Below are 19,348 nucleotides of genomic sequence, written 5' to 3'. Positions count from 1 at the left end.
CGGCCGTGATCAGATGCATCCGTTCCGGACCGTGCATGGGCGGCGCCGTGATCGCCGAATCGGGCGCCGCTGGGTGGTGGCGTTCACCGCTGCGGCCACGCTGGCCATGTCGGGATGCGGCGTCGTTCCCGGACTGACCGTCGAGCAGATCCCGCTGCCGGCGCCCGGCGGCATCGGTGACTCCATCACGTTGACCGCGGACTTCGACAACGCGCTCAACCTGCCCACTCGCGCCAAGGTGAAGCTCAACGGCATGAACGTGGGGCAGGTGTCGGAGATCGAGGCGGAGAACTACAGCGCCATCGTCACGATGCAGGTCGGGACCGCGACCAGATTGCCCGTCGGTACCGGCGCCGAACTACGGCAGGCCACCCCGCTCGGCGACGTGTTCGTCGCGTTGTTGCCACCGCCGGGTAGCCCGGAGGGCTACCTCGGCGACGGGGACCAACTGACCGGCCCGACGTCGGCGGCCGCGACAGTCGAGGACCTACTGGTCAGCACGGCCGGTGTGGTCGACAGCGGATCGCTCAATTCGCTGACGGTGATCCTCACCGAGTTGAGCAATGCGGTCGCCCCGAATCCCGATGCGCTGTCCGGCTCGATCGAAGGATTGACCACCGCGATCACCAAGTTCAACGAGAACGCCGCCCGGGTCGACGAATCGATGCGCTACACCCAGGTGCTGACCGGTCAGCTCGCCGCCGGCCGCGCTCAGATCATGGCCTCGATCGACAAACTCGGTCCCGCCGTGGACGCGGTCAACGGCCAGATCGGCCAGATCCTGACGACGCTGGACAAAACCAATCAGGTGACGGCGGCCACCAACGACTTCCTGCAGTCCGACGGCGGCAACCTCGTCGAACTGCTGGCGAATCTGAACACCGCCCTCGGCGGTTTGCGTGAAGGCGCCAAGACCTTGGGTCCGCTGGCCGACAACCTGGCCGAGCTGACCCCGAAATGGGTGAAGGCGACCCCGGGCAGTGCGGCGGCGCTGTCGTCGAAGGTGTACTACCTCAATCCGGGCGTCGGTTTCGACGCGGCGACGCGGCTGCCGGAGTTGGAGGACGTCGACTCGGCGTCGGAGTCGTTGCAGCAGACGCTGACCCGCTTGTTGGCACGACTGTCCGGAACGAAGGGGTGCTGCGGATGAGCGCGGTGACCGGTCCGATCACCTGGGTGCGCAAGCATTCGATCCTGGTCGGCAACATCGGACTGATCCTGGTGATGGTGGTGGGTTTGGCGTATCTGTCCTTCGGGGCGTTGCGCTGGGACCCGTTCCGCGGCACCTATCAGCTGACCGTGCACTTCCCGAACTCCGGCGGTCTGCAGGAGACATCGGGAGTTACCTTGCGCGGCGCCCGGATCGGTGATGTCCAGCAGATCCGGGTGCAACCGGAATCGGTGGACGTCACCGTCGAGATCGCCGAGGACGTCCAGATCAATCGCAACGCGGTGGTGGCCGCGCTCGGGCTGTCCGCGGCGGGCGAGCAGTACGTGGACTTCCAGCCCGCGACGGCGGACGGCCCGTACTTCGTGAACGGCGACGAGATCGCCATCAACCAGACCCGCGTGACCGCGCCGTTCCCGCAGACACTGGAGGCAACGCTCAATGTTGTCGACCAGATCGATCCCGTCGAATTGCGTTCGGCCATCGACAACTTGGAGGTGGCTCTCGGGGCGGATGGTTCGGGCGACAACGTTCTGCGATCGCTGTTCGTCTCCGGTGGAACGATCTTCGCCGATCTGGCCCGGGTGTTGCCGCAGACCACGAAACTGATCTCCGACACCGGCACCATCCTGAAGACGACGGCCGACATCCAACCCGATCTGGGCACCACGGTCGACTCGATGAGTACCCTCGTCAACGCTGCTGTGGCCGCCGACAAAGAGCTACGGGTGTTGCTCGATCAGGGACCCACGCAGCTGACGAGTCTGACCGGTTCGATGAACCAGATCCGTGATCCGATCACCGACGTCCTTGCCCAGTTCGTCGACATCGCGCGCCAAGGTGCGTTGCGAGCGCCCGCGATCGCCAATCTGCTGCCGTCGATCCGGGACGCGAGCATCAAGAGTCTGAGCATGTTCCACGACGGGGCATGGTGGGCGTTCGGATCGGTCTACCCACGGCCGAGCTGCAACTACGCGGTCACCCCGGTGCGCCCGACCAAGATCCTGGAACTGAGCGTTCCGACCAATCTGTACTGTGTCACTGAAGATCCGAATCAGCAGATCCGCGGATCGGCCAATGCGCCGCGCCCGCCTGGCGACGACACCGCCGGCCCGCCGCCGAATTTCGACCCGAACGCGCGGACCGTGCCGCTCGACAAATGACGTGAAGAGTAGGAATGACCGAGCAGGACAAGCCGACTGACCCAGACCGCACCCCCGAGGTGCCCGAGCCGGACTCCGACAGCGGGGGTGCCGAGACCGCGCCGACCCCGCCTCGACCGCGAACGAAGTCCGCACGCAATCGCGCGGCGGGGACCGGGTTGTCGGCAGCCGACTCCGGCGCCGCAGACCGTGGCACCGCAGACAGTGGCACCCCAGACACCGGCGGCCCCAGCGCCGACAGTCGCGATTCGTCTGACGCGGTACCGGGGCCGACCTCACAACCCCGTCAGATCTCGCTGACCTTCACCACTGCCGGACTGGCCAAGGTGCTCTGCGTCGTGGTGGTGATCGCGGCCGTGGTGGGGGTGGCGCTGCTCGGGTGGGGCTACTACCAGGAGCGACAGCGACTCGACGCCTTCGATGGCAGCAAGGCCGCGTCCGAGGAGTTCGTCACGAAGTTGGTCAGCACGATGACCAAGGACGGTGTCGGCAGTATGAAGGAGTTGCTCGGCCCGTTGTCGACCGGCGAGTTCAGACAGCATCTCGAGCAGCAGCAGTCCGATACCGCGCAGGCCGTCGAGCAACTCAACCTGCAGGACGCCCAGTCGGCGGTCAAGTCGGTGTCGGTGGAGACCTTCGACACCGACTCCGCCCGTACGGCGGTGCTGATGGAGGTCAGTGGCAAGAGCGCCATCGCCCCAGAAGGTGGCAAGAGTCTGATGCTGCTGTGGCTCGATCTGCGCCACGAGGACGGGCGATGGCTGGTGTCGGAACTCAGTGGGGCCCAGGCCGGCATCGGCGAGGAACAGGGTGGTGCGAATGGCGCCCAACCGGCGCCTGCCGCGCCCGCCCCCGCCGGCTGAGGTTGGCCAAGGCAGCACCGTGGCCACCGGCCGGCCGGTGACGATCCGTTTGTCAGTCGGTTCGGGTCAGCAACGCCACACCGTGAAAAGTGGCGAGCTCAGTGAGTGCGGTCGGCACACCGCCGTCGATCGTCCGTCCGGGGGCGGGCCCGAGCACGTCTTCCCACCGGCCGGTGGGAAGGGTGAGGGTCGTTGCCGCGCGGCCGGTGTCGGACAAGCTGTGAGTGAGTCGGGTTGCGATCACGATGACCTCGGCGCGGCCGCTCGCTCCGCGTGCGAACGCGATCACGTGGTCCGCACCCCGACCGTCGGCGTGGATCGGCGTGTAGTCGCCGCCCGCGCCGAATGCGGTGGGATGGGCGGTGCGCGCCCGTAGCGCAGCCTGAATCAGGTGGGTTTTCGGGTGTTCCGTCGAGCGGTTGTGGTCAACCGGGCGGCGATTGTCCGGATCCACCAGCGAGTCATCCCACCACTGGGTGCCCTGATAGATGTCGCCGACGCCCGGCCCGAGTAGGGCGATCAACTTGCGGCCCAACGCTTCGGACTGCCAGCTCGGCGTGATCTCGGTGACCAGCGCCGAGATCGTCTGCGCCGCAGCACCGGTGGTGATCGCGATGATCCACTCGGCGAGGTCGGACTCGAATTCCTCGTTCACCTCGGTCCACGTGGTGTGCAGTCCCGCCTCTCGGGCCGCCTTGGTCGCGTAATCGGTGATGCGGGTGCGCAGGATGTCGTCGACCGGCCCCTGGATTGGCCACACTCCGATGATGTTCTGCAACAGGAAGTATCCCGTGAGATCGTCGGGTGGCGGAGCCATCTTCCACAGGTCGGACACCACCATCGACCATCGCTCGGGCACCTGGGTCAGTATCGCGATGCGAGCGCGGACATCCTCGCCGCGCTTCGTGTCATGCGTGGCGGTGGTCGTCATCGCCCACGGCCACTGCGTGCCACGACGGATGTTGTGGGCGTGAAAGTCTCGTATGCTCACCGTGGGGTCGGCCGGATCGCCACCCACCTCCTGCGCCGACACCAGCCGCGCCGTGCGATAGAAAAGGCTGTCCTCGACGCTCTTGGCGGTCACCGCGCCACACGTCTGGGCCAGTCGCGAGGTTGCCGCACCGGGGCTCGCGGTGGTGCGGACCACCAACTCCAGCGCCTCGGCGAGCCGCGGAATCCGCACGGCGATGGCCGACGCCACCCGCTCGAGCCGGGAGCGCAGCGCGGGATAGTCGGCGCGGTACACACCGAGTTCGGCGATGAGTTCGGCCGTGGCATCGGCCACGGCTGCCGCGTCGGCAGACGGATCGGAGTGGGTGATCGCCCGAACCAGCCGACGATGCTCGGTGGGAAACATCTCGCGCAACGTGGCCAGTTTGCGTGCGCGTTCGGTGCCGTGCAGCCAGTCGGAATCACCGGGTTGCCCGGTGATCCGCTCATGGATCTCCCCGAGTTCGACGATTCCGCTCGGCGCGGTGAACACCCCGTCGATGATGCGCAGTTGATCGTAGCCGGTGGTGCCGTCGACCGGCAGTGACGGTTCCAGTGGTTCGTCGGGGGCGAGGATCTTCTCGATGTAGAGCAACCGCCGTTCGCCTACGTCGCTGCGCAGCCTACGCAGATAAGATTGCGGATCCCAGAGTCCGTCGGGATGGTCCACGCGCACACCGTCAATGAGGTCCTCGTCGATCAGATCGAGCAGCCAGTCGTGAGTTGCTGCATAGACTGCCGGCTCCTCCTGCCGCAGTCCGGCGAGTTCGTTGACGGTGAAGAATCGGCGGTACCCGATCAGTCCGCTGTTCCAGGGGACCAGTCGGTAGTGCTGTCGCTCGTGGACGTCGATCGGGTTGCCGGCCGCGGCCGAGCCGGGAGTGATGGGAAATGCGTGATCGTAATAGTGCAGGTGACCATCGGAGACGGTGAGCGAGGACAGGTCGCCGTCGGCCGCGAGGACGGGCAGGGCGATCTTGCCGTCGGCCCCGTTGGCGGTGGAGAAGTCCACATCGAACCACGAGGCATAGCGGGACGCCGAACCGTAGCGCAGCAGGTCGCTGAACCACGGGTTCTGCGTGACGTCGGCGACCCCGGTGTGGTTCGGGACGATGTCGACGATCAGGCCGAGATCGGCGGTACGTGCCGCGGCGCGGAGCTCCCGGAGCCCGTCGAGTCCACCGAGCGTCGGCGACACCGCCGGGGGCGGCACCCAGTCGTAGCCGTGTGTCGAACCGGCCGTGGCCCGTCCGATCGGGGACAGGTAGACGTGACTGATCCCGAGGGACACCAGGTGATCCAGGATGCCGATGACGTCAGCGAAACCGAAGTCGGGGGTGAGTTGGATCCGGTAGGTGGCGACGGGCTCCCGCTGCCCGCCGACGCCGGGTGGTGAGGGAGTGGCCATCACCGTCGACTCACGACGTCCTGCGCAGGACCAACACCGAGCGCGCGCCCACGGTGACCACCGAACCGGCGGTGGCGGTCATGTCGGTGGTGCCGGTCGGATCGGTGGTGTCGAGTTCGCCCACCCATTCTGTGCCCCAGGAGGACGGTGGGAGCGTGAAGTCGATGTCGCCGTCGTGGGCGTTGAAACAGACGATGAAACTGTCGTCGACGATCTTCTCTCCGCGCTCGTCCGGCTCTCCGATCCCGTCACCGTTGAAGTACACCGCGAGGCTGCGGCCGAACCCGCTGTCCCAGTCCTCGGAGGTCATCTCCTGGCCGGCCGGGGTCAGCCAGGAGATGTCCAGCGTCTGCTCGCCCCATCGGATCGGTTTGCCGGCGAAGAACCGCCGTCGACGGAACACCGGGTGTCGGGTGCGCAGGTTGATCGCCTTGCGGGTGAACTCGAGCAGGTCGGCGTTCTTCTCGGCCAGCGCCCAGTCCATCCAGGAGAGCTCGGAGTCCTGGCAGTACACGTTGTTGTTGCCCTGTTGGGTGCGGCCGAGTTCATCTCCGTGGGCCAACATCGGTGTGCCCTGGGAGAGGAACAGGGTGGCCAGGATGTTGCGTTGCTGGCGGCCACGCAGCGCCAACACATCCGGGTCGTCGGTCGGTCCCTCGACCCCACAGTTCCACGAGCGGTTGTGGCTCTCCCCGTCCCGGTTGTCCTCACCGTTGGCGCTGTTGTGTTTCTCGTTGTAGGACACCAGATCCTGCAGGGTGAAACCGTCGTGGGCGATCACGAAGTTGATGCTCGCCAGTGGCCGTCGACCGGTGGCCTCGTAGAGATCGGAGGAGCCCGTGAGGCGGGACGCGAACTCGCCGAGCGTGGACGGTTCCCCGCGCCAGTAGTCGCGAACCGTGTCGCGGTACTTGCCATTCCATTCGGTCCACAATGGTGGGAAGTTGCCCACCTGGTAGCCGCCTTCGCCGACGTCCCATGGTTCGGCAATCAGTTTCACCTGGCTGACAACCGGATCTTGTTGCACCAGATCGAAGAACGCCGAGAGCCGGTCCACGTCGTGCAGTTCGCGGGCGAGCGTGGACGCCAGATCGAAGCGGAACCCGTCGACATGCATCTCAAGCACCCAATAGCGCAGCGAGTCCATGATCAATTGCAGGGTGTGTGGGTGACGTCCGTTGAGGCTGTTGCCCGTCCCGGTGTAGTCCATGTACATCTCGGGATTGCCGTCCACGAGACGGTAATACGCGGCATTGTCGATACCGCGGAACGAGATCGTGGGGCCGAGGTGATTGCCCTCGGCGGTGTGGTTGTAGACCACATCGAGGATGACCTCGATGTCGGCGCGGTGGAACTCGCGCACCATGGCCTTGAACTCGGTTACCGCCGCAGCCGGCTGTTCGGGTTGCGAGGCGTACTCAAGATGCGGCGCGAGGAAGCCGAAAGTGTTGTAGCCCCAGTAGTTTCGGAGGCCCTTGTCGATCAGGACGAAATCCTGCATGAACTGGTGCACCGGCATCAGTTCGATGGCGGTGATTCCGAGTGATTTCAGATGATCGATGATGACCGGGTGGCACAATCCGGCGTAGGTGCCGCGGAGATGTTCGGGTACGTCGGGATGAGTCGCCGTCATCCCTTTGACATGCGCCTCGTAGATGACGGTCTGGTGGTAGGGGTGACGTGGTGGTCGGTCGTTCTGCCAGTCGAAGTATGGGTTGATGACCACCGAGACCATGGTGTGGCCGAGCGAGTCGAGTTGCGGCATGTCGGTGGGATGTGCCGACGCCATCGGCACGCTGGGGGTGGCGGTACTCGTCGTTGCCGGGCTCGGTTCACCGCTGGTGGCTCGCACGGGGTCGGTCTGCACGGGCGTGTCGGCGTCGACTGCTGCATCGACCTGATTTTCCGCGTTCTCGACAGTGGCGGTCGGTGCTGCGGACGACGTTGCCGTGCCCGAGGGCCCGTCACCGGATTCGGCGGCGGGTTCGGATTCCGGGGCGTGCTCGTCAGGGTCGGACATGGCGTAGGAGAACAACGCCGGGTCGCCGTCGAAATCGCCGTGAAATGCCTTGCCGTACGGGTCGAGCAGCAGCTTGCTCGGGTCGCACCGTAAACCTTGCGCCGGGTCGTAGGGGCCGTGTACCCGGAACCCGTAGAACTGACCCGGCCCGATGTTGGGCAGGTAGCAATGCCAGCAGTATCCGTCGACCTCTTCGAGCCGGATTCGTTGCTCCACGCCGGTCGCGTCGATCAGACAGAGATCGACCGCGGTCGCGACCTCGGAGAAGAGCGAAAAATTGGTTCCCACACCGTCATAGGTGGCGCCCAGCGGGTAAGCGTTGCCCGGCCAGACGACAAACGGTGTCGATTCCGTACTGCTGGGAGACCAGGTGCCGGGTGTGGGGATGTCGACCATCTCGGCGGGTTCGGCTGAGTCCCGCCCATCCGCGTCGGGGGCCGGCGACGGGGTCATCTCGGCCTTCGGCGATTCCATGACATGACACTAGCCGTCAATGGTCGGGGGTTCATCTCGGAGCGATCGCGCGCTGGTGTGGCGTGGGCGACTATCTCGGCGCCGCTGGGCCGGTCCATGGAGCGGCCGCGGCCATCTGCCGTCCCAGCTCATCGGTGAGGCTACGAACATAGGTGGCGCTCAGGTGGTGCCAATCCTTGTAAACCACGATGTTGCCGACGATCGCCGGACACAGTTCGGCGTCACAGACCCCGTCGGAAAGGTCCAGGGCATGGAAGCCCGGGCGGGTGGCAGCCAGGGCCAGCGCGGGGTCCTCCGGGGCGAGCGCGACGTCGCGGCGCGTGGCGCAGCTCGTCGCGGTGCCGCCGTCGGCCAGGCACGTCGGAGTGTCGATCAAGCCTTTCGCGTTGTGCGGCCACGGTGTGTCGCGGATGCCGAACACCTCGATGCCGGCGTCGAGGAACTCGTCGAAGATGGGGGTGTAGGTGGGTGGCACCCAGTCGCCGGGCTGATAATCGCGCGGCCGGGTCGAATTGGTGAACACCGCGGTCGGCTTGTCGGCGATCACCTTCTTCATCACCCGCATCACCCAGTCGTGACATTGCGGATACGGTACGCCGTCTTGCTTCGGGACCAGCTCGGTCGACATCGGGCACCCCATCTTGAGGTAGGTGGTGACCTTGAAGTGGTTACGCCGGCCCAGCTCGTCGAGCGCCGAGATCCACATCTCGGCGTGTGATCCGCCGATCAGTGCGACGGTCTCGGTGGCGTTCGGGTCACCGTAGACGCCGACATGGATCTCAGGGTCCTCGAAGTTGCTCATGTAGCCATCGGTAGAAGTCTCCGGGAAATCCTGCGTGACCATCAGCGGCGACGGCTGCGGGTCGACCGCGGGAACGGGCCACCCGTTCAGCAGCGCGCGGGCCCCCGGGTAGGTCCGTGGGTCCAGGTTTCTGGTGTCCACCACCATCGTGGACACCCGGTGGTCCCACACCTTGATGCCGATGCCGGTCACCAACGTGCCGATGACCAGAATCGATGTAACAACCGATGTGTAGGTCAGCCACCGATACCGACCGTCGCGACGCGCATGCGACGGCTCGGAGCGCCCGCCACGGAGCGGGTCCTCGATGTAGCGCTTGGTGAGCCATGCCAACCCGACCGACACCGTGAGCAGGCCGACACCTTCGAGGACGCTCGCGTGGTTCTTCTCTCGCCAGGTCAGATAGAAGATCAACAGCGGCCAGTGCCAGAGGTAGAGGGCGTAGGCGATGCTGCCCAGCCACACCGGCCACCGACTGGCGAGCATGCGATTGACCGGCGGCAGCCCCTGCGGACCATCGGAGCCGGGTCGCGGACGCTCCAACGCGGTGGCACCCGCCCAGATGATCAGCAGCGTGGAACCGACGGGGACCAGCGCCCACGGCCCCGGATACGCGTTCACGCCGTCGATCCACCAGCCGCAGGTCACGATGAGGGCCAGCGCGACGATCGCGGCAACCGTCCGGAGCCATCGCGGGACCCGCCAACTGGGCAACCAGATGGCGAGCAGGCCACCGGCCAGCGGCTCCCAGACGCGGGAGAAGGTGTCGTAGTAGTTGAACTGCTGGTTGACGCCCATCCGCATGTGCGCCCAATAGAAGGAGACCAGCGCCACCGCCAGCACGGCGACACCCACCACAACCCGGATCACCCGGGGTTCGGCCACCGGCGCGAGAAACCGCGCGCAGAGCTTGATCAATGCCGCGAAGGCGAGCGCGACCAGCATGGTGAGCACGAAGAACTGGCCCTGCACCGACATCGACCAGATGTGTTGCAACGGGCTGTTCGCCGAGCTGGCCGCCAGATAGTCCTGGGAATTGAAGGCCAGATGCCAGTTCTGGTAGTAGAGGGCGCTGGCGATGAGTTCGCGCCCGATACTCACCCAGCGGGTTTGCGGGATGATGATCACGGTCAGGACGGCAACGGCGATCAGTACCGTGAACAGTGCCGGGATCAGGCGCCGCAGCAGGCGTTTGAGACGTGGCCACGGATTGATGGTGTCGCGCAGCGTCACATGGGTGGCCTGGCTGTGGATGGCATGACGCAGCAGCGAGCCCAGGAAAAAGTAGCCGGACAGGGCCAGGAACACGTCCACCCCGCCCGACACCCGGCCGAACCACACATGGAAGCAGGCGACCAACGCGATCGCGATGCCGCGCAGACCGTCGAGGTCGGTGCGGTACGCGGGCACGTTGTCCGCCGGAGCCGGACCGGCCGGGGTGGCGGTGTGGATAGGGGCTGCCACTGCCTGGATGCGTCCTTCTGTTATCGGTGGCCGCTGGGGCCGGGTTGTCGCAATCGGACCCGACCGGTGGTCATCACGTGATAGAGGCCGTAGGTCCGCCCAGCAATCTACATGCCGCCGCACCGAGATCTCGATTCGACGCGGCGTGCCGAGGCGAGTGTCGTACCCGCGCTGACCTTTACTTTTCTTTACCTTGCGGTACGCCGGCGGCGGTCGTCAGACGTTGTGCCCGCATCCGGGCACCGTCGAGGATCACGCTCAGACCGCCGGAGAACTCCGCGGTGAAGTCGCGTCCGGACGGTCCGGTCACCTGGAGTCGTTCCATCTGCGACCGGGTCTGCTCCTCGATCGTCAGCCCGATGGTCAGCTGGCACACGGCGGTCGCCACGGCCTGCGCGTCACGCTCGTCGAGTCCGCCGTCCCGCGCCACCGCCGCCAGTTGCCCCGCAATGGTCCGCGCTGACAGTCCGCTGGCCCAACTCGAGGACACGATCTCCGCGCTGTCGGGGACGTCGAGCAGGGCAGCGCGCAGGCCCGTGGCGAGGTAGGCCAGGCGCTGATCCCAACCCAGATCCTGCGGTGTCGCTGGGATCTGCTCGAGGATGTCGTCCGACAGCGCCGCCAGCAGGGTCTGCTTGTTGGGGAAATGCCAATACAGGGCGTTCGGGCGGACGCCGAGATCGGCGGCCAGACGCCGCATCGACAGATCGGCCAGGCTGTGCTCGGCGAGGATCTCCCGCGCCGCCTGCAGGACATCTGCTCGACTGTTGCTCACCCGGCCAGGATAAGGGTCCTGTACACCGTTCAGGAAATACCTGTACAGTGTCCAGGACATCGATCCTGTACAGCGTTCAGGATCAGGTAATCCCGGCGCATACGCGCCCCGACAAACTCGTGAGGGTGATCCGGCGTGGACGATGCCACCATCAGCCGCATCGATGCCGAGCACATCTGGCATCCGTACGGCGCTCTGCCGGCGGCAGTGGCGCCGATCGTCGTTCGGGGTGCCCGGGGCGTCCGGATCGAATTGGCCGACGGGCGACACGTGGTGGACGGGATGAGTTCGTGGTGGGCGGCGATCCACGGTTACCGGCATCCGGTGCTCGATGCGGCGCTCGCCGAGCAGGTCGAATCGATGTCACATGTCATGTTCGGCGGTCTCACCCATGAACCCGCGGCGCGACTGGCTCAACTGCTGGTCGAGATCACCCCGCCCGATCTGCGCAAGATCTTCTTCTGCGACTCCGGCTCGGTGTCGGTAGAGGTCGCGGTCAAGATGGCCGTTCAGTATTGGCGCAGCCGCGGCGAACCCCGGCGACATCGACTGCTGACCTGGCGGGGTGGCTACCACGGTGACACCTTCGCCCCGATGAGCGTGTGCGATCCCGACGGCGGGATGCATGCGATGTGGACCGACGTCCTCACCGATCAGGTGTTCGTGCCCCCGCCCCCGCGTGACTTCGACGAGCGCTACGTCGCCGTCCTGGAAACAGCCGTCGCCGAGCACCGGGAACGGCTCGCCGCGGTAATCGTCGAGCCCGTCGTGCAGGGGGCGGGCGGTATGCGGTTCCACGACCCGCGCTATCTCTCCGAACTCCGGCGCATCTGCGACGAGTCGGGTGTGCTGTTGATCTTCGACGAGATCGCCACCGGATTCGGTCGTACCGGCGAACTGTTCGCCGCCCACCATGCCGGCGTGACCCCCGACATCATGTGCCTGGGCAAGGCGCTGACCGGCGGCTACCTGACGCTGGCGGCCACCATGTGCACCAGTGAGATCGCCGAGGTGATCAGCGCGGGGGAGGCCGGTGGGCTCGCGCACGGCCCGACCTTCATGGCCAATCCACTCGCCTGTGCGGTGGCCGTCGCCTCCGTGGAGGAACTGCTCGCCTCGGACTGGCGGGCCCGCGTGCAGGCCATCGAATCGGGCCTGCGCACCGGGCTCGGCGATCTCGCGGCGCGGCCGGGGGTTGCCGATGTCCGCGTCCGCGGAGCCATCGGGGTCGTCGAACTCGACCGGCCGGTCGACATGGTCGCTGCCACGGCCGCGGCCGTCGACGCGGGGGTCTGGTTGCGGCCGTTCCGTAACAACGTCTACGTGATGCCGCCGTTCATCTGCACCGCCGACGACATCGCCACCATCTGCCGTGGAGTTCACGCCGCCGTCGCCGCCAGTCTGTCCGCCGACCACACCGTGGGAGTGATGTCCTGATGACCACGACCGAGCTCACCGATACCGACATCGCCACTCGTGGAGCCGATCCGGCCGTCGGCGCGCGCGCCACCGAACAGGGGGCGCTCGGGTGGCTCGCCGACGAGGCCGACCGGGTGCGGACCGCCGGTCTGCATCGCGATCCCATCGTTCGACGCGCCGACACCCCGGTCGTCGACCTCGCCTCCAACGACTACCTCGGGTTCTGCACGCACCCCGAGGTCGTCGCCGGTGGGCAGGCGGCGTTGGCGCAGTGGGGCGCCGGTGCCACGGCGTCGCGACTGGTGGTCGGAACCACTGAGGCCCACATCGAGCTGGAGAACGACCTCGCCGATTTCCTCGGGTTCCACAGCGCGCTGGCCTTCTCGTCGGGATATCTCGCCAACGTCGGCGCCATCACGGCCCTCGTCGGACGCGGCGACCTGATCGTCAGCGACACCGGGACCCACGCGTCGTTGATCGACGGATGTCGGCTCTCGCGCGCACGCGTCGTCGTGGTCGACCGCGGTGATCACCAGGCCGTTCACGACGCCCTGCGCGCTCGCACCGAGCAGCGCGCGCTGGTGGTGACCGACTCGGTGTACAGCATCGACGGCGAACCGGCCCCGGTGGCCGACCTGTATGCCGTCGCACGCGACTGCGGGGCGGCGCTGCTCGTCGACGAGGCGCATGCGCTCGGCGTGCGCGGTCCGGGCGGGCGTGGGCTCATCGCCGAACACGGCCTGTCCGGTGCCCCTGACCTGATCATGACCACCGTGCTGTCCAAGTCGTTGGGTGCCCAGGGCGGAGTCGTGCTCGGACCCGAGTTGTTGCGATCGCATCTCGTCGATCGCGCGCGGACGTTCATCTTCGACACCGGCCTCAATCCGGCCGCGGTGGGCTCGGCCCACACCGCGCTGCGGCTGCTACGTGCCGATCCCGCCATGCCGGACCGACTGCGTGAGAACGCGGCTCGACTGGCTGAGGCCATCGGTGCCCCGGCGCCCGCTGCTGCCGTCGTCTCGCTGATCGTCGGGGATCCGCACGCCGCGGTGGCCGCGGCTGCTGCGTGCCGCGACCGAGATGTGCTCGTCGGGTGTTTCCGTCCGCCGTCGGTGCCCGCCGGGACCTCGCGGTTGCGGCTGACAGTGCGTGCCGATCTCGACGACGTGACGATCGAACGGGTCGCGCGCATCGTGCTCGATGCCTTGCGCACGGTGGGTGCCCGATGACCGCGGCGTCGGAGAACGTGCTGGCGGTTGCGGGCACCTCGACGGACGTCGGCAAGACGATCGTGACCGCTGCGCTGGTGGCCGCCGCCCGCGCGGCGGGTGTGAACCCTGCGGTGTGCAAACCCGCGCAGACCGGCGTCATGCCCGGACAACCCGGCGATCTGGCTGTGATCGAGGACCTCGTCGGGCCGCTGGGCACCGCCGAGTGTGCCCGCTATCCGGATCCCCTCGCGCCGGAGACCGCCGCGCGGCTGGCCGGTGTGCCGCCGCTCGAGCGCGCCGTCGCCCGCGCAGCCATCGATCGCCTGGCCGCGAACCACGACGTGACCCTCGTCGAGGGCGCCGGTGGGGTCATGGTGCGCTTGGCGCCGGAGCTGACCCTGCTCGACCTGTGCGCCGATGTCGGCGCATCGGTTCTGGTGGTGGTCCCGGCCGGACTCGGGGCCCTCAATCATGCGGAGCTGACCGTCGGCGCCGTCCGCGCACGCGGATTGCGCGTCGCGGGTCTGGTGATCGGTTCCTGGCCGACGGAACCCGATCTCGCCATGCGCTGCAACCGCGACGACCTGCCCCGACTGAGCGGAGCCCCTGTCGTCGGGGTCATCCCGGACGGTGCCGGTGCCCTCGACCCGGCGGAGTTCCGTCGGCGGGCGCCGGCCTGGTTCGACCGGGAATGGACGGCCCGCGAACTCGCACCCACCCGGCCGGCGGCAACCCACGTCGCCCCGACGGCACTGTAGATCTCTGCCCGCCGAAGCCTCCCAGATTCTCGCCGACGGCACCCGATTCTCGCCGACAGCAACCCAGCCCATCGTTCAACAGTCCAGACAAGGAGTTCTCCCGTGACCCAGGCCCCCGTCGCCCCCGGCACATCGCATTCGCAGACCCCCGACGACATTCTTGCCGTCGCCCGTGAACAGGTTCTCGAGAAGGGCCAGGCCCTCGATCAGGCCCAGGTGCTCGAGGTGCTGCGTTTGCCCGAGGATCGACTCACCGAACTGCTGCAGCTCGCGCACGATGTGCGGATGCGCTGGTGCGGACCGGAAGTCGAGGTGGAGGGGATCATCTCGCTCAAGACCGGCGGTTGCCCGGAGGACTGCCACTTCTGTTCGCAGTCCGGTCTGTTCACCTCCCCGGTGCGTAGTGCCTGGATCGACATCCCATCGCTCGTCGAGGCCGCCAAACAGACCGCCAAGACCGGCGCCACCGAGTTCTGCATCGTCGCCGCCGTGCGGGGCCCGGACAAGCGGCTCCTCAGCCAGGTCGCCGCGGGAATCGAGGCCATCCGCAACGAGGTGGACATCCAGATCGCCTGCAGCCTGGGCATGCTCACCCAGGAGCAGGTCGATCAGCTCAAGGACATGGGCGTGCACCGCTACAACCACAACCTCGAGACCGCGCGCAGCCACTTCCCGAATGTGGTGACCACCCACTCATGGGAGGAGCGCTGGGACACGCTGCGCATGGTGCGTGAAGCCGGCATGGAGGTGTGTTGTGGCGGCATTCTGGGGATGGGTGAGAGTCTCGAGCAGCGAGCCGAGTTCGCCGCCGACCTGGCGGCGTTGGAGCCCGACGAGGTGCCGTTGAACTTCCTCAACCCGCGTCCCGGCACCCCGTTCGGCGACCTCGACGTGCTTCCGGCGGCCGAGGCGCTGAAGTCGGTGGCCGCGTTCCGTCTGGCGCTGCCGCGCACCATCCTGCGTTTCGCGGGCGGACGCGAGATCACCCTCGGTGACCTCGGCGCCAAGCAGGGCATCCTGGGCGGCATCAACGCCGTCATCGTCGGCAATTACCTGACCACCCTGGGACGGCCCGCCGAGGAAGACCTCGACCTGCTGACCGATCTGTCGATGCCCATCAAGGCACTCAACGACAGCATCTAGGCTCGAACAGGTGACCATGTCGATGACGAATCCGGGTTCGGCGGCAACGCCCCGACCGTTGCACTCCACGCTCGAGGTCCCCGGCCCGCTTGCGCAGCCCTGCCGCTTCGGTGTGTACACGGGACTGGAACTGGAGCTGCAGTCGGCCGACGCGATACCGGCGGCCGCCCGCCTCGGTCTGGAGCCACCGCGCTTCTGCGGGCAATGCGGCCGGCGCATGGTGGTGCAGGTACGCCCGGACGGCTGGGGAGCACGATGTTCGCGGCACGGGACGGTCGACTCGACCGAGCTGGGGCAACGATGACCGATCCGGCACCGGTCGTCTCCGACGACGATCTGTCTGGCGGTGCGGATGCACGCCGCGGTGTCCACCGGTCGGTGTCCGGGCTCGTGGCGGTGGCCGTGACGGTGATGTTGCTCGGAGTCGTGCTCGGCGCGCTCTGGGCGGCGGTGACCCCGGCGCTCAGTGGGCGCGTGGTGTCGGAGGGCTCTGCCGTGGTACCGGCCAGCGCATTCGGGTCCGAGTTCGCGGCTGTCGGTACTTTTGCCCTCCTGCTTTTCGGTTACGGCGTGGTGTCGGTGATCATCGGGTGGACAACTGCTCGATCATGGCGCGGGCCGGTGGGGTTCGGGGTGCTCGCGGTGGCCACCACCATCGGGTCGCTCATCGCGGCCGCCGTCGGCACCTGGGTGGCGGACTGGCGTTTCGACGACCCGCGTGCCCTGCCGGTCGGCTCGACCTTCGACGTGGTGCCCGACCTCTGGCTCGACGGTGCGGTCCGCGGCGGCACGGGCGGCCCCTGGGCTCTGTTCGTGTGCGCGCCGCTGGCCGCCGCGCTGGTGTATCTGGGCGTCACGCTCGCGGCTCGCCGGGCCGATCTCGGCGTCGGAGATCTGCCCTCGATACCCGAAAACACGCTGTCGGCACCCGCTCCCTGAGTAGCGAGGCGCTGGCCGAGCGTGATTACTGTTCCCTGAGGAGCCTGGAGCTTGCGGAGGGCGTCACGAAGGGCAAGTAGTAGCCGTTAGACGGTCGACCGGGCACTCGGCATCGGGGCGGCCCCGGCAACCGCGTCGGCGAGCAGTTCCACCGGTACATCGAGCGAATGGCTCAGCGCGACAACCGTGGCGAACGACGGGGTCAGCAGCCGCCCGCTCTCGATCTTGCGCAGCGTCTCGGGTGAGATCCCGGCCCCTTCGGCGACCTCGGCCACGGTGCGAGGGCCGCGCCATTCCCGCAGCACCGCGCCGAGCCGGCGTCCGGCGGCGATTTGCTCTGGGGTCAGCGGTGCGCGAACCATGCAATCACCTTAGTGGTCCAACCGCTGAGCTGCACCGGTATGAAAATACCACCACCTCTTCTACTGTGGTATTTAAATACCGACCGCCATCGGGTGACCATGGGCGGGTGACCTGGAGAGGGCGTTGTGATCGAACTGAAGTCGCGTGACGAAATCGACGCGATGCGAACCACCGGTGGGTTCATCGCGGACCTGCTCGACGACCTGTCTGGTCTGGCGGCTCCCGGAGTCAATCTGCTCGACCTCGAGATGCGGGCCCGCGAGCTCATCCGTCGGCGTGGTGCGGTGTCCTGCTATTGGGATTATGCGCCGTCCTTCGGGCGTGGGCCGTTTCGCAATGTGATCTGCCTATCCCTCAACGATGCTGTGCTGCATGGCCTTCCGTATGATTGCGCGCTCGCCGACGGCGACGTGCTGAGTATGGACATCGCCGTCTCGATTGATGGCTGGGTGGCCGATTCGGCTCGTACCGTGATCGTGGGCGCCGCCCGCGACGAGGATGAGTTTCTCGTGCAGACCACCGAGCTGGCATTGGCCGCCGGAATCGACGCGGCACGCCCGGGTAATCGGCTCGGCGACATCTCGGCGGCGATCGGCAAGGTCTGCACCTCGCGTGGCTTTCGGGTCAACACCGAGTTCGGCGGCCACGGCCTCGGTCGCACCATGCACGAGGACCCGCATGTGCCCAACCTCGGACGTCGAGGCAAAGGGCTGGCGCTGCGGCCCGGACTCACCCTGGCGCTCGAACCGTGGCTGGCCCAATCCACCTCGCGGATCATCTATGACCCGGACGGCTGGACGATCCGGTCGGCCGATGGGTCCCGTACCTCGCACAGCGAGCACACGATCGCCGTCACCGACGGAGCCGCCGAGATACTGACGCGGTCCAGCGGTCGGTGACGAGATAAGGGCTTGTGCGCGGGTGATCAGCGGGACGTGTGGTCGCACGTCCGGTCACATCGGCGGCCGCAGCGTCGCGAACTCGTCGGTGACGCGCAACTGTGCGTCGGCGAACGCATACAGCGCCGGCGGTCGCCCGCCGGTGCGTCCGGTCTTGCCGACGGTGCCGGTGGCCACCACCACGGCGCGGCGGCTCAGGATGCGGAGCAGGTTGGTGGTGTCCACTGGATAACCCAAAGCGGCGCAGTAGATCTCCGAAAGCTGTGACATCGGGAAGCGAGCGGGGGCCAGGGCGAAGGCGATGTTGGTGTAGGAGAGCTTTGCGGCCAGCCGGTGGCGCGCGGCGTCCACGATCCGATCGTGGTCATAGGCCAGGGCAGGGAGGTGATCGACGGCATGCCACGCCGAGTCGACGGCGAGCTCGGTCGGGGCATCGCTGGGCACCAGGCCCAGGTAGGTCGAGGCGATCGTGCGGATGCCGGGGACCCGGGCGGGATCGGAGAACACGGCGAGCTGTTCGAGGTGGGCGATAGTGGTGATCTCCACCGTGTCGGCCACGGCCCGGCGTGCGCTGACGTCCAGTGGTTCCTCGGCCGCCACGGCGCCGCCGGGCAGGCGCCAAGCCGAGTTCCCGTCATCGGCGAGTAGGACACACAGCGCCGGCTCGGCGCCCGCAGCGATGTCGCGGACCTGGAACACAGCGGTCAGCGTCTCGACTTCGACGGGCGGCCCGCCGGTAGATGGCGCACTCGGCGGGGGCGTCGGCATGGCGTCGATTGTATGGCGGCGACGTCGCGCCGACCCGCACCGACCATCCGGGTCTCAGAGATCGTCGAGAGCGATGATGCCGTCCTGGATGGCGCGTGCCGCGAGCGAGGCCTTGGTTCGTGCTGTCCGTCCCACCGCGGTGTATTTGGCGCGGATACGCGTCAGGTGGGTGTTGACGGTGCCGATCGAGATCGACAGTTCCTCGGCGACCACGATCTTGGAGTCGGTGAGCAACCAGGTCCGCAACACCTGGATCTCGCGCTCGGTCAGCCCCGGTCGGCGTCGGGGTGCCGCCTCGGGCACGGCTGTGGCCGGGCGGGGTGTGGCGGCCGGGATGGCAGCCGACTGCTCGACGATGTCGCGCGGCTCGACGACCAGCCGTACATGTCCTCGAACACGTGCGTCGTCGAGGGGGCGCCGTACCGTCGGGCGATGCTGGGCGTGCGGTGGTGCGGGCTGTCCGGGCAACGGCATCCGGCGAGCGGCCAGCCGCGCCAGCGCCGCCTCACGGCGCGCGACGGCGGCGTCGGCGCGGCGATCCGCGGGACTCGATGTCCGTGGCGGCAGGATGGTGCGCGGCGGAGTGGACAGTGCGTCGTCGTACGGGGAAACGGTCATCACGCTGCTCGCAATCTTCTTTACGGCCCGCCTGGCCAGGGTTATCGCGGCCGGACCTGGGCGGATGAGTGGTACATCCCCGACGCTAGGTTTCGCTCGTGCG

General features: G+C 67.4%; 17 protein-coding genes. 10 read left to right on the top strand and 7 right to left on the bottom strand.

Going from position 1 to position 19,348, the window contains the following annotated elements; genetic code table 11:
* Positions 1-13 precede the first annotated feature (13 nt).
* Genes L1892_RS08645 through L1892_RS08635 form a run of 3 tightly spaced genes read left to right on the top strand, consistent with a single transcriptional unit; the run spans position 14 to position 3,194 of the window.
* Positions 14-1,150, top strand: coding sequence for an MlaD family protein (locus L1892_RS08645; protein WP_372474989.1), 1,137 nt, complete (start codon positions 14-16; stop codon positions 1,148-1,150).
* Complete coding sequence (locus L1892_RS08640; protein WP_235723182.1) at positions 1,147-2,331, top strand: MlaD family protein; 1,185 nt, start codon at positions 1,147-1,149, stop codon at positions 2,329-2,331. Before L1892_RS08645 ends, L1892_RS08640 begins: the two co-directional genes overlap by 4 nt.
* Positions 2,332-2,345: 14 nt before the next feature.
* Entirely contained in the window at positions 2,346-3,194 is an 849-nt protein-coding gene (locus tag L1892_RS08635) for a hypothetical protein (protein ID WP_235723181.1), read from the top strand.
* Between the two features lie 52 nt (positions 3,195-3,246).
* Here the strand turns inward: L1892_RS08635 and treY are convergent, their stop codons facing one another.
* The 4 genes from treY to L1892_RS08615 form a co-directional block, all read right to left on the bottom strand.
* Positions 3,247-5,592, bottom strand: coding sequence for a malto-oligosyltrehalose synthase (treY, locus tag L1892_RS08630; protein ID WP_235723180.1), 2,346 nt, complete (start codon positions 5,590-5,592; stop codon positions 3,247-3,249).
* A 10-nt stretch (positions 5,593-5,602) separates the two neighbouring features.
* On the bottom strand, positions 5,603-8,008 hold the full coding sequence (glgX, locus tag L1892_RS08625) for a glycogen debranching protein GlgX (protein ID WP_372474988.1): 2,406 nt from the start codon (positions 8,006-8,008) through the stop codon (positions 5,603-5,605).
* Positions 8,009-8,156: 148 nt separating this feature from the next.
* Positions 8,157-10,352, bottom strand: a complete 2,196-nt coding sequence (locus tag L1892_RS08620) for an acyltransferase family protein (RefSeq protein ID WP_235723178.1) — start codon at positions 10,350-10,352, stop codon at positions 8,157-8,159.
* A gap of 178 nt (positions 10,353-10,530) precedes the next feature.
* Positions 10,531-11,127 carry a TetR family transcriptional regulator gene (locus L1892_RS08615; RefSeq protein WP_235723177.1) on the bottom strand — a complete coding sequence of 199 codons (597 nt, stop codon included), beginning with the start codon at positions 11,125-11,127 and terminating at the stop codon, positions 10,531-10,533.
* 135 nt (positions 11,128-11,262) lie between these two features.
* On the opposite strand from L1892_RS08615, the gene L1892_RS08610 reads away from it, so the two are divergent.
* The 6 genes from L1892_RS08610 (at position 11,263) to L1892_RS08585 (ending at position 16,597) form a co-directional block, all read left to right on the top strand.
* Positions 11,263-12,564 (top strand): adenosylmethionine--8-amino-7-oxononanoate transaminase, encoded by a 1,302-nt coding sequence (locus L1892_RS08610; protein WP_235723176.1) that lies wholly within the window; start codon positions 11,263-11,265, stop codon positions 12,562-12,564.
* Positions 12,564-13,775, top strand: coding sequence for an 8-amino-7-oxononanoate synthase (locus tag L1892_RS08605; RefSeq protein ID WP_235723175.1), 1,212 nt, complete (start codon positions 12,564-12,566; stop codon positions 13,773-13,775). Before L1892_RS08610 ends, L1892_RS08605 begins: the two co-directional genes overlap by 1 nt.
* On the top strand, positions 13,772-14,515 hold the full coding sequence (bioD, locus tag L1892_RS08600; protein WP_235723174.1) for a dethiobiotin synthase: 744 nt from the start codon (positions 13,772-13,774) through the stop codon (positions 14,513-14,515). The genes L1892_RS08605 and bioD overlap by 4 nt, the downstream gene beginning before the upstream one ends.
* 102 nt (positions 14,516-14,617) lie before the next feature.
* Positions 14,618-15,658 carry a biotin synthase BioB gene (gene bioB / locus L1892_RS08595; protein ID WP_235723173.1) on the top strand — a complete coding sequence of 347 codons (1,041 nt, stop codon included), beginning with the start codon at positions 14,618-14,620 and terminating at the stop codon, positions 15,656-15,658.
* Positions 15,659-15,674: 16 nt separating this feature from the next.
* Positions 15,675-15,962: a biotin synthase auxiliary protein BsaP gene (gene bsaP, locus L1892_RS08590; RefSeq protein ID WP_235723259.1), complete on the top strand. Its 288-nt coding sequence runs from the start codon at positions 15,675-15,677 to the stop codon at positions 15,960-15,962.
* The gene (locus L1892_RS08585) at positions 15,959-16,597 is read left to right on the top strand and encodes a DUF2567 domain-containing protein (RefSeq protein WP_235723172.1); all 639 of its coding nucleotides are present in this window, start codon (positions 15,959-15,961) and stop codon (positions 16,595-16,597) included. The genes bsaP and L1892_RS08585 overlap by 4 nt, the downstream gene beginning before the upstream one ends.
* Positions 16,598-16,683: 86 nt before the next feature.
* Here the strand turns inward: L1892_RS08585 and L1892_RS08580 are convergent, their stop codons facing one another.
* On the bottom strand, positions 16,684-16,959 hold the full coding sequence (locus L1892_RS08580; RefSeq protein WP_235723171.1) for a helix-turn-helix domain-containing protein: 276 nt from the start codon (positions 16,957-16,959) through the stop codon (positions 16,684-16,686).
* A 126-nt stretch (positions 16,960-17,085) separates the two neighbouring features.
* Between L1892_RS08580 and map the strand changes: the two genes are divergently transcribed.
* Positions 17,086-17,859, top strand: coding sequence for a type I methionyl aminopeptidase (gene map, locus L1892_RS08575; protein WP_235723170.1), 774 nt, complete (start codon positions 17,086-17,088; stop codon positions 17,857-17,859).
* Between the two features lie 54 nt (positions 17,860-17,913).
* Here map and L1892_RS08570 read toward each other — a convergent pair whose 3' ends face one another.
* Complete coding sequence (locus L1892_RS08570; protein WP_235723169.1) at positions 17,914-18,627, bottom strand: NUDIX hydrolase; 714 nt, start codon at positions 18,625-18,627, stop codon at positions 17,914-17,916.
* Positions 18,628-18,681: 54 nt separating this feature from the next.
* Positions 18,682-19,245, bottom strand: coding sequence for a helix-turn-helix domain-containing protein (locus tag L1892_RS08565; protein ID WP_235723168.1), 564 nt, complete (start codon positions 19,243-19,245; stop codon positions 18,682-18,684).
* Positions 19,246-19,348 lie beyond the last annotated feature (103 nt).

Source organism: Gordonia tangerina (assembly GCF_021556435.1).
Classification (GTDB): domain Bacteria; phylum Actinomycetota; class Actinomycetes; order Mycobacteriales; family Mycobacteriaceae; genus Gordonia; species Gordonia tangerina.
Note: the sequence above shows the minus strand (reverse complement) of the source record. Positions and strands in the feature narration are given on the sequence as shown.

Bases quoted from the DNA above. Each gene is read 5' to 3' on its own strand.
- L1892_RS08570 (WP_235723169.1), bottom strand. From the start codon at position 18,627: ATGCCGACGCCCCCGCCGAGTGCGCCATCTACCGGCGGGCCGCCCGTC.
- L1892_RS08635 (WP_235723181.1), top strand. From the start codon at position 2,346: ATGACCGAGCAGGACAAGCCGACTGACCCAGACCGCACCCCCGAGGTG.
- bsaP (WP_235723259.1), top strand. From the start codon at position 15,675: ATGTCGATGACGAATCCGGGTTCGGCGGCAACGCCCCGACCGTTGCAC.
- L1892_RS08640 (WP_235723182.1), top strand. From the start codon at position 1,147: ATGAGCGCGGTGACCGGTCCGATCACCTGGGTGCGCAAGCATTCGATC.
- L1892_RS08580 (WP_235723171.1), bottom strand. From the start codon at position 16,959: ATGGTTCGCGCACCGCTGACCCCAGAGCAAATCGCCGCCGGACGCCGG.
- treY (WP_235723180.1), bottom strand. From the start codon at position 5,592: ATGGCCACTCCCTCACCACCCGGCGTCGGCGGGCAGCGGGAGCCCGTC.
- L1892_RS08565 (WP_235723168.1), bottom strand. From the start codon at position 19,245: ATGACCGTTTCCCCGTACGACGACGCACTGTCCACTCCGCCGCGCACC.
- glgX (WP_372474988.1), bottom strand. From the start codon at position 8,008: ATGGTCGACATCCCCACACCCGGCACCTGGTCTCCCAGCAGTACGGAA.
- L1892_RS08605 (WP_235723175.1), top strand. From the start codon at position 12,564: ATGACCACGACCGAGCTCACCGATACCGACATCGCCACTCGTGGAGCC.
- bioD (WP_235723174.1), top strand. From the start codon at position 13,772: ATGACCGCGGCGTCGGAGAACGTGCTGGCGGTTGCGGGCACCTCGACG.
- L1892_RS08645 (WP_372474989.1), top strand. From the start codon at position 14: ATGCATCCGTTCCGGACCGTGCATGGGCGGCGCCGTGATCGCCGAATC.
- L1892_RS08585 (WP_235723172.1), top strand. From the start codon at position 15,959: ATGACCGATCCGGCACCGGTCGTCTCCGACGACGATCTGTCTGGCGGT.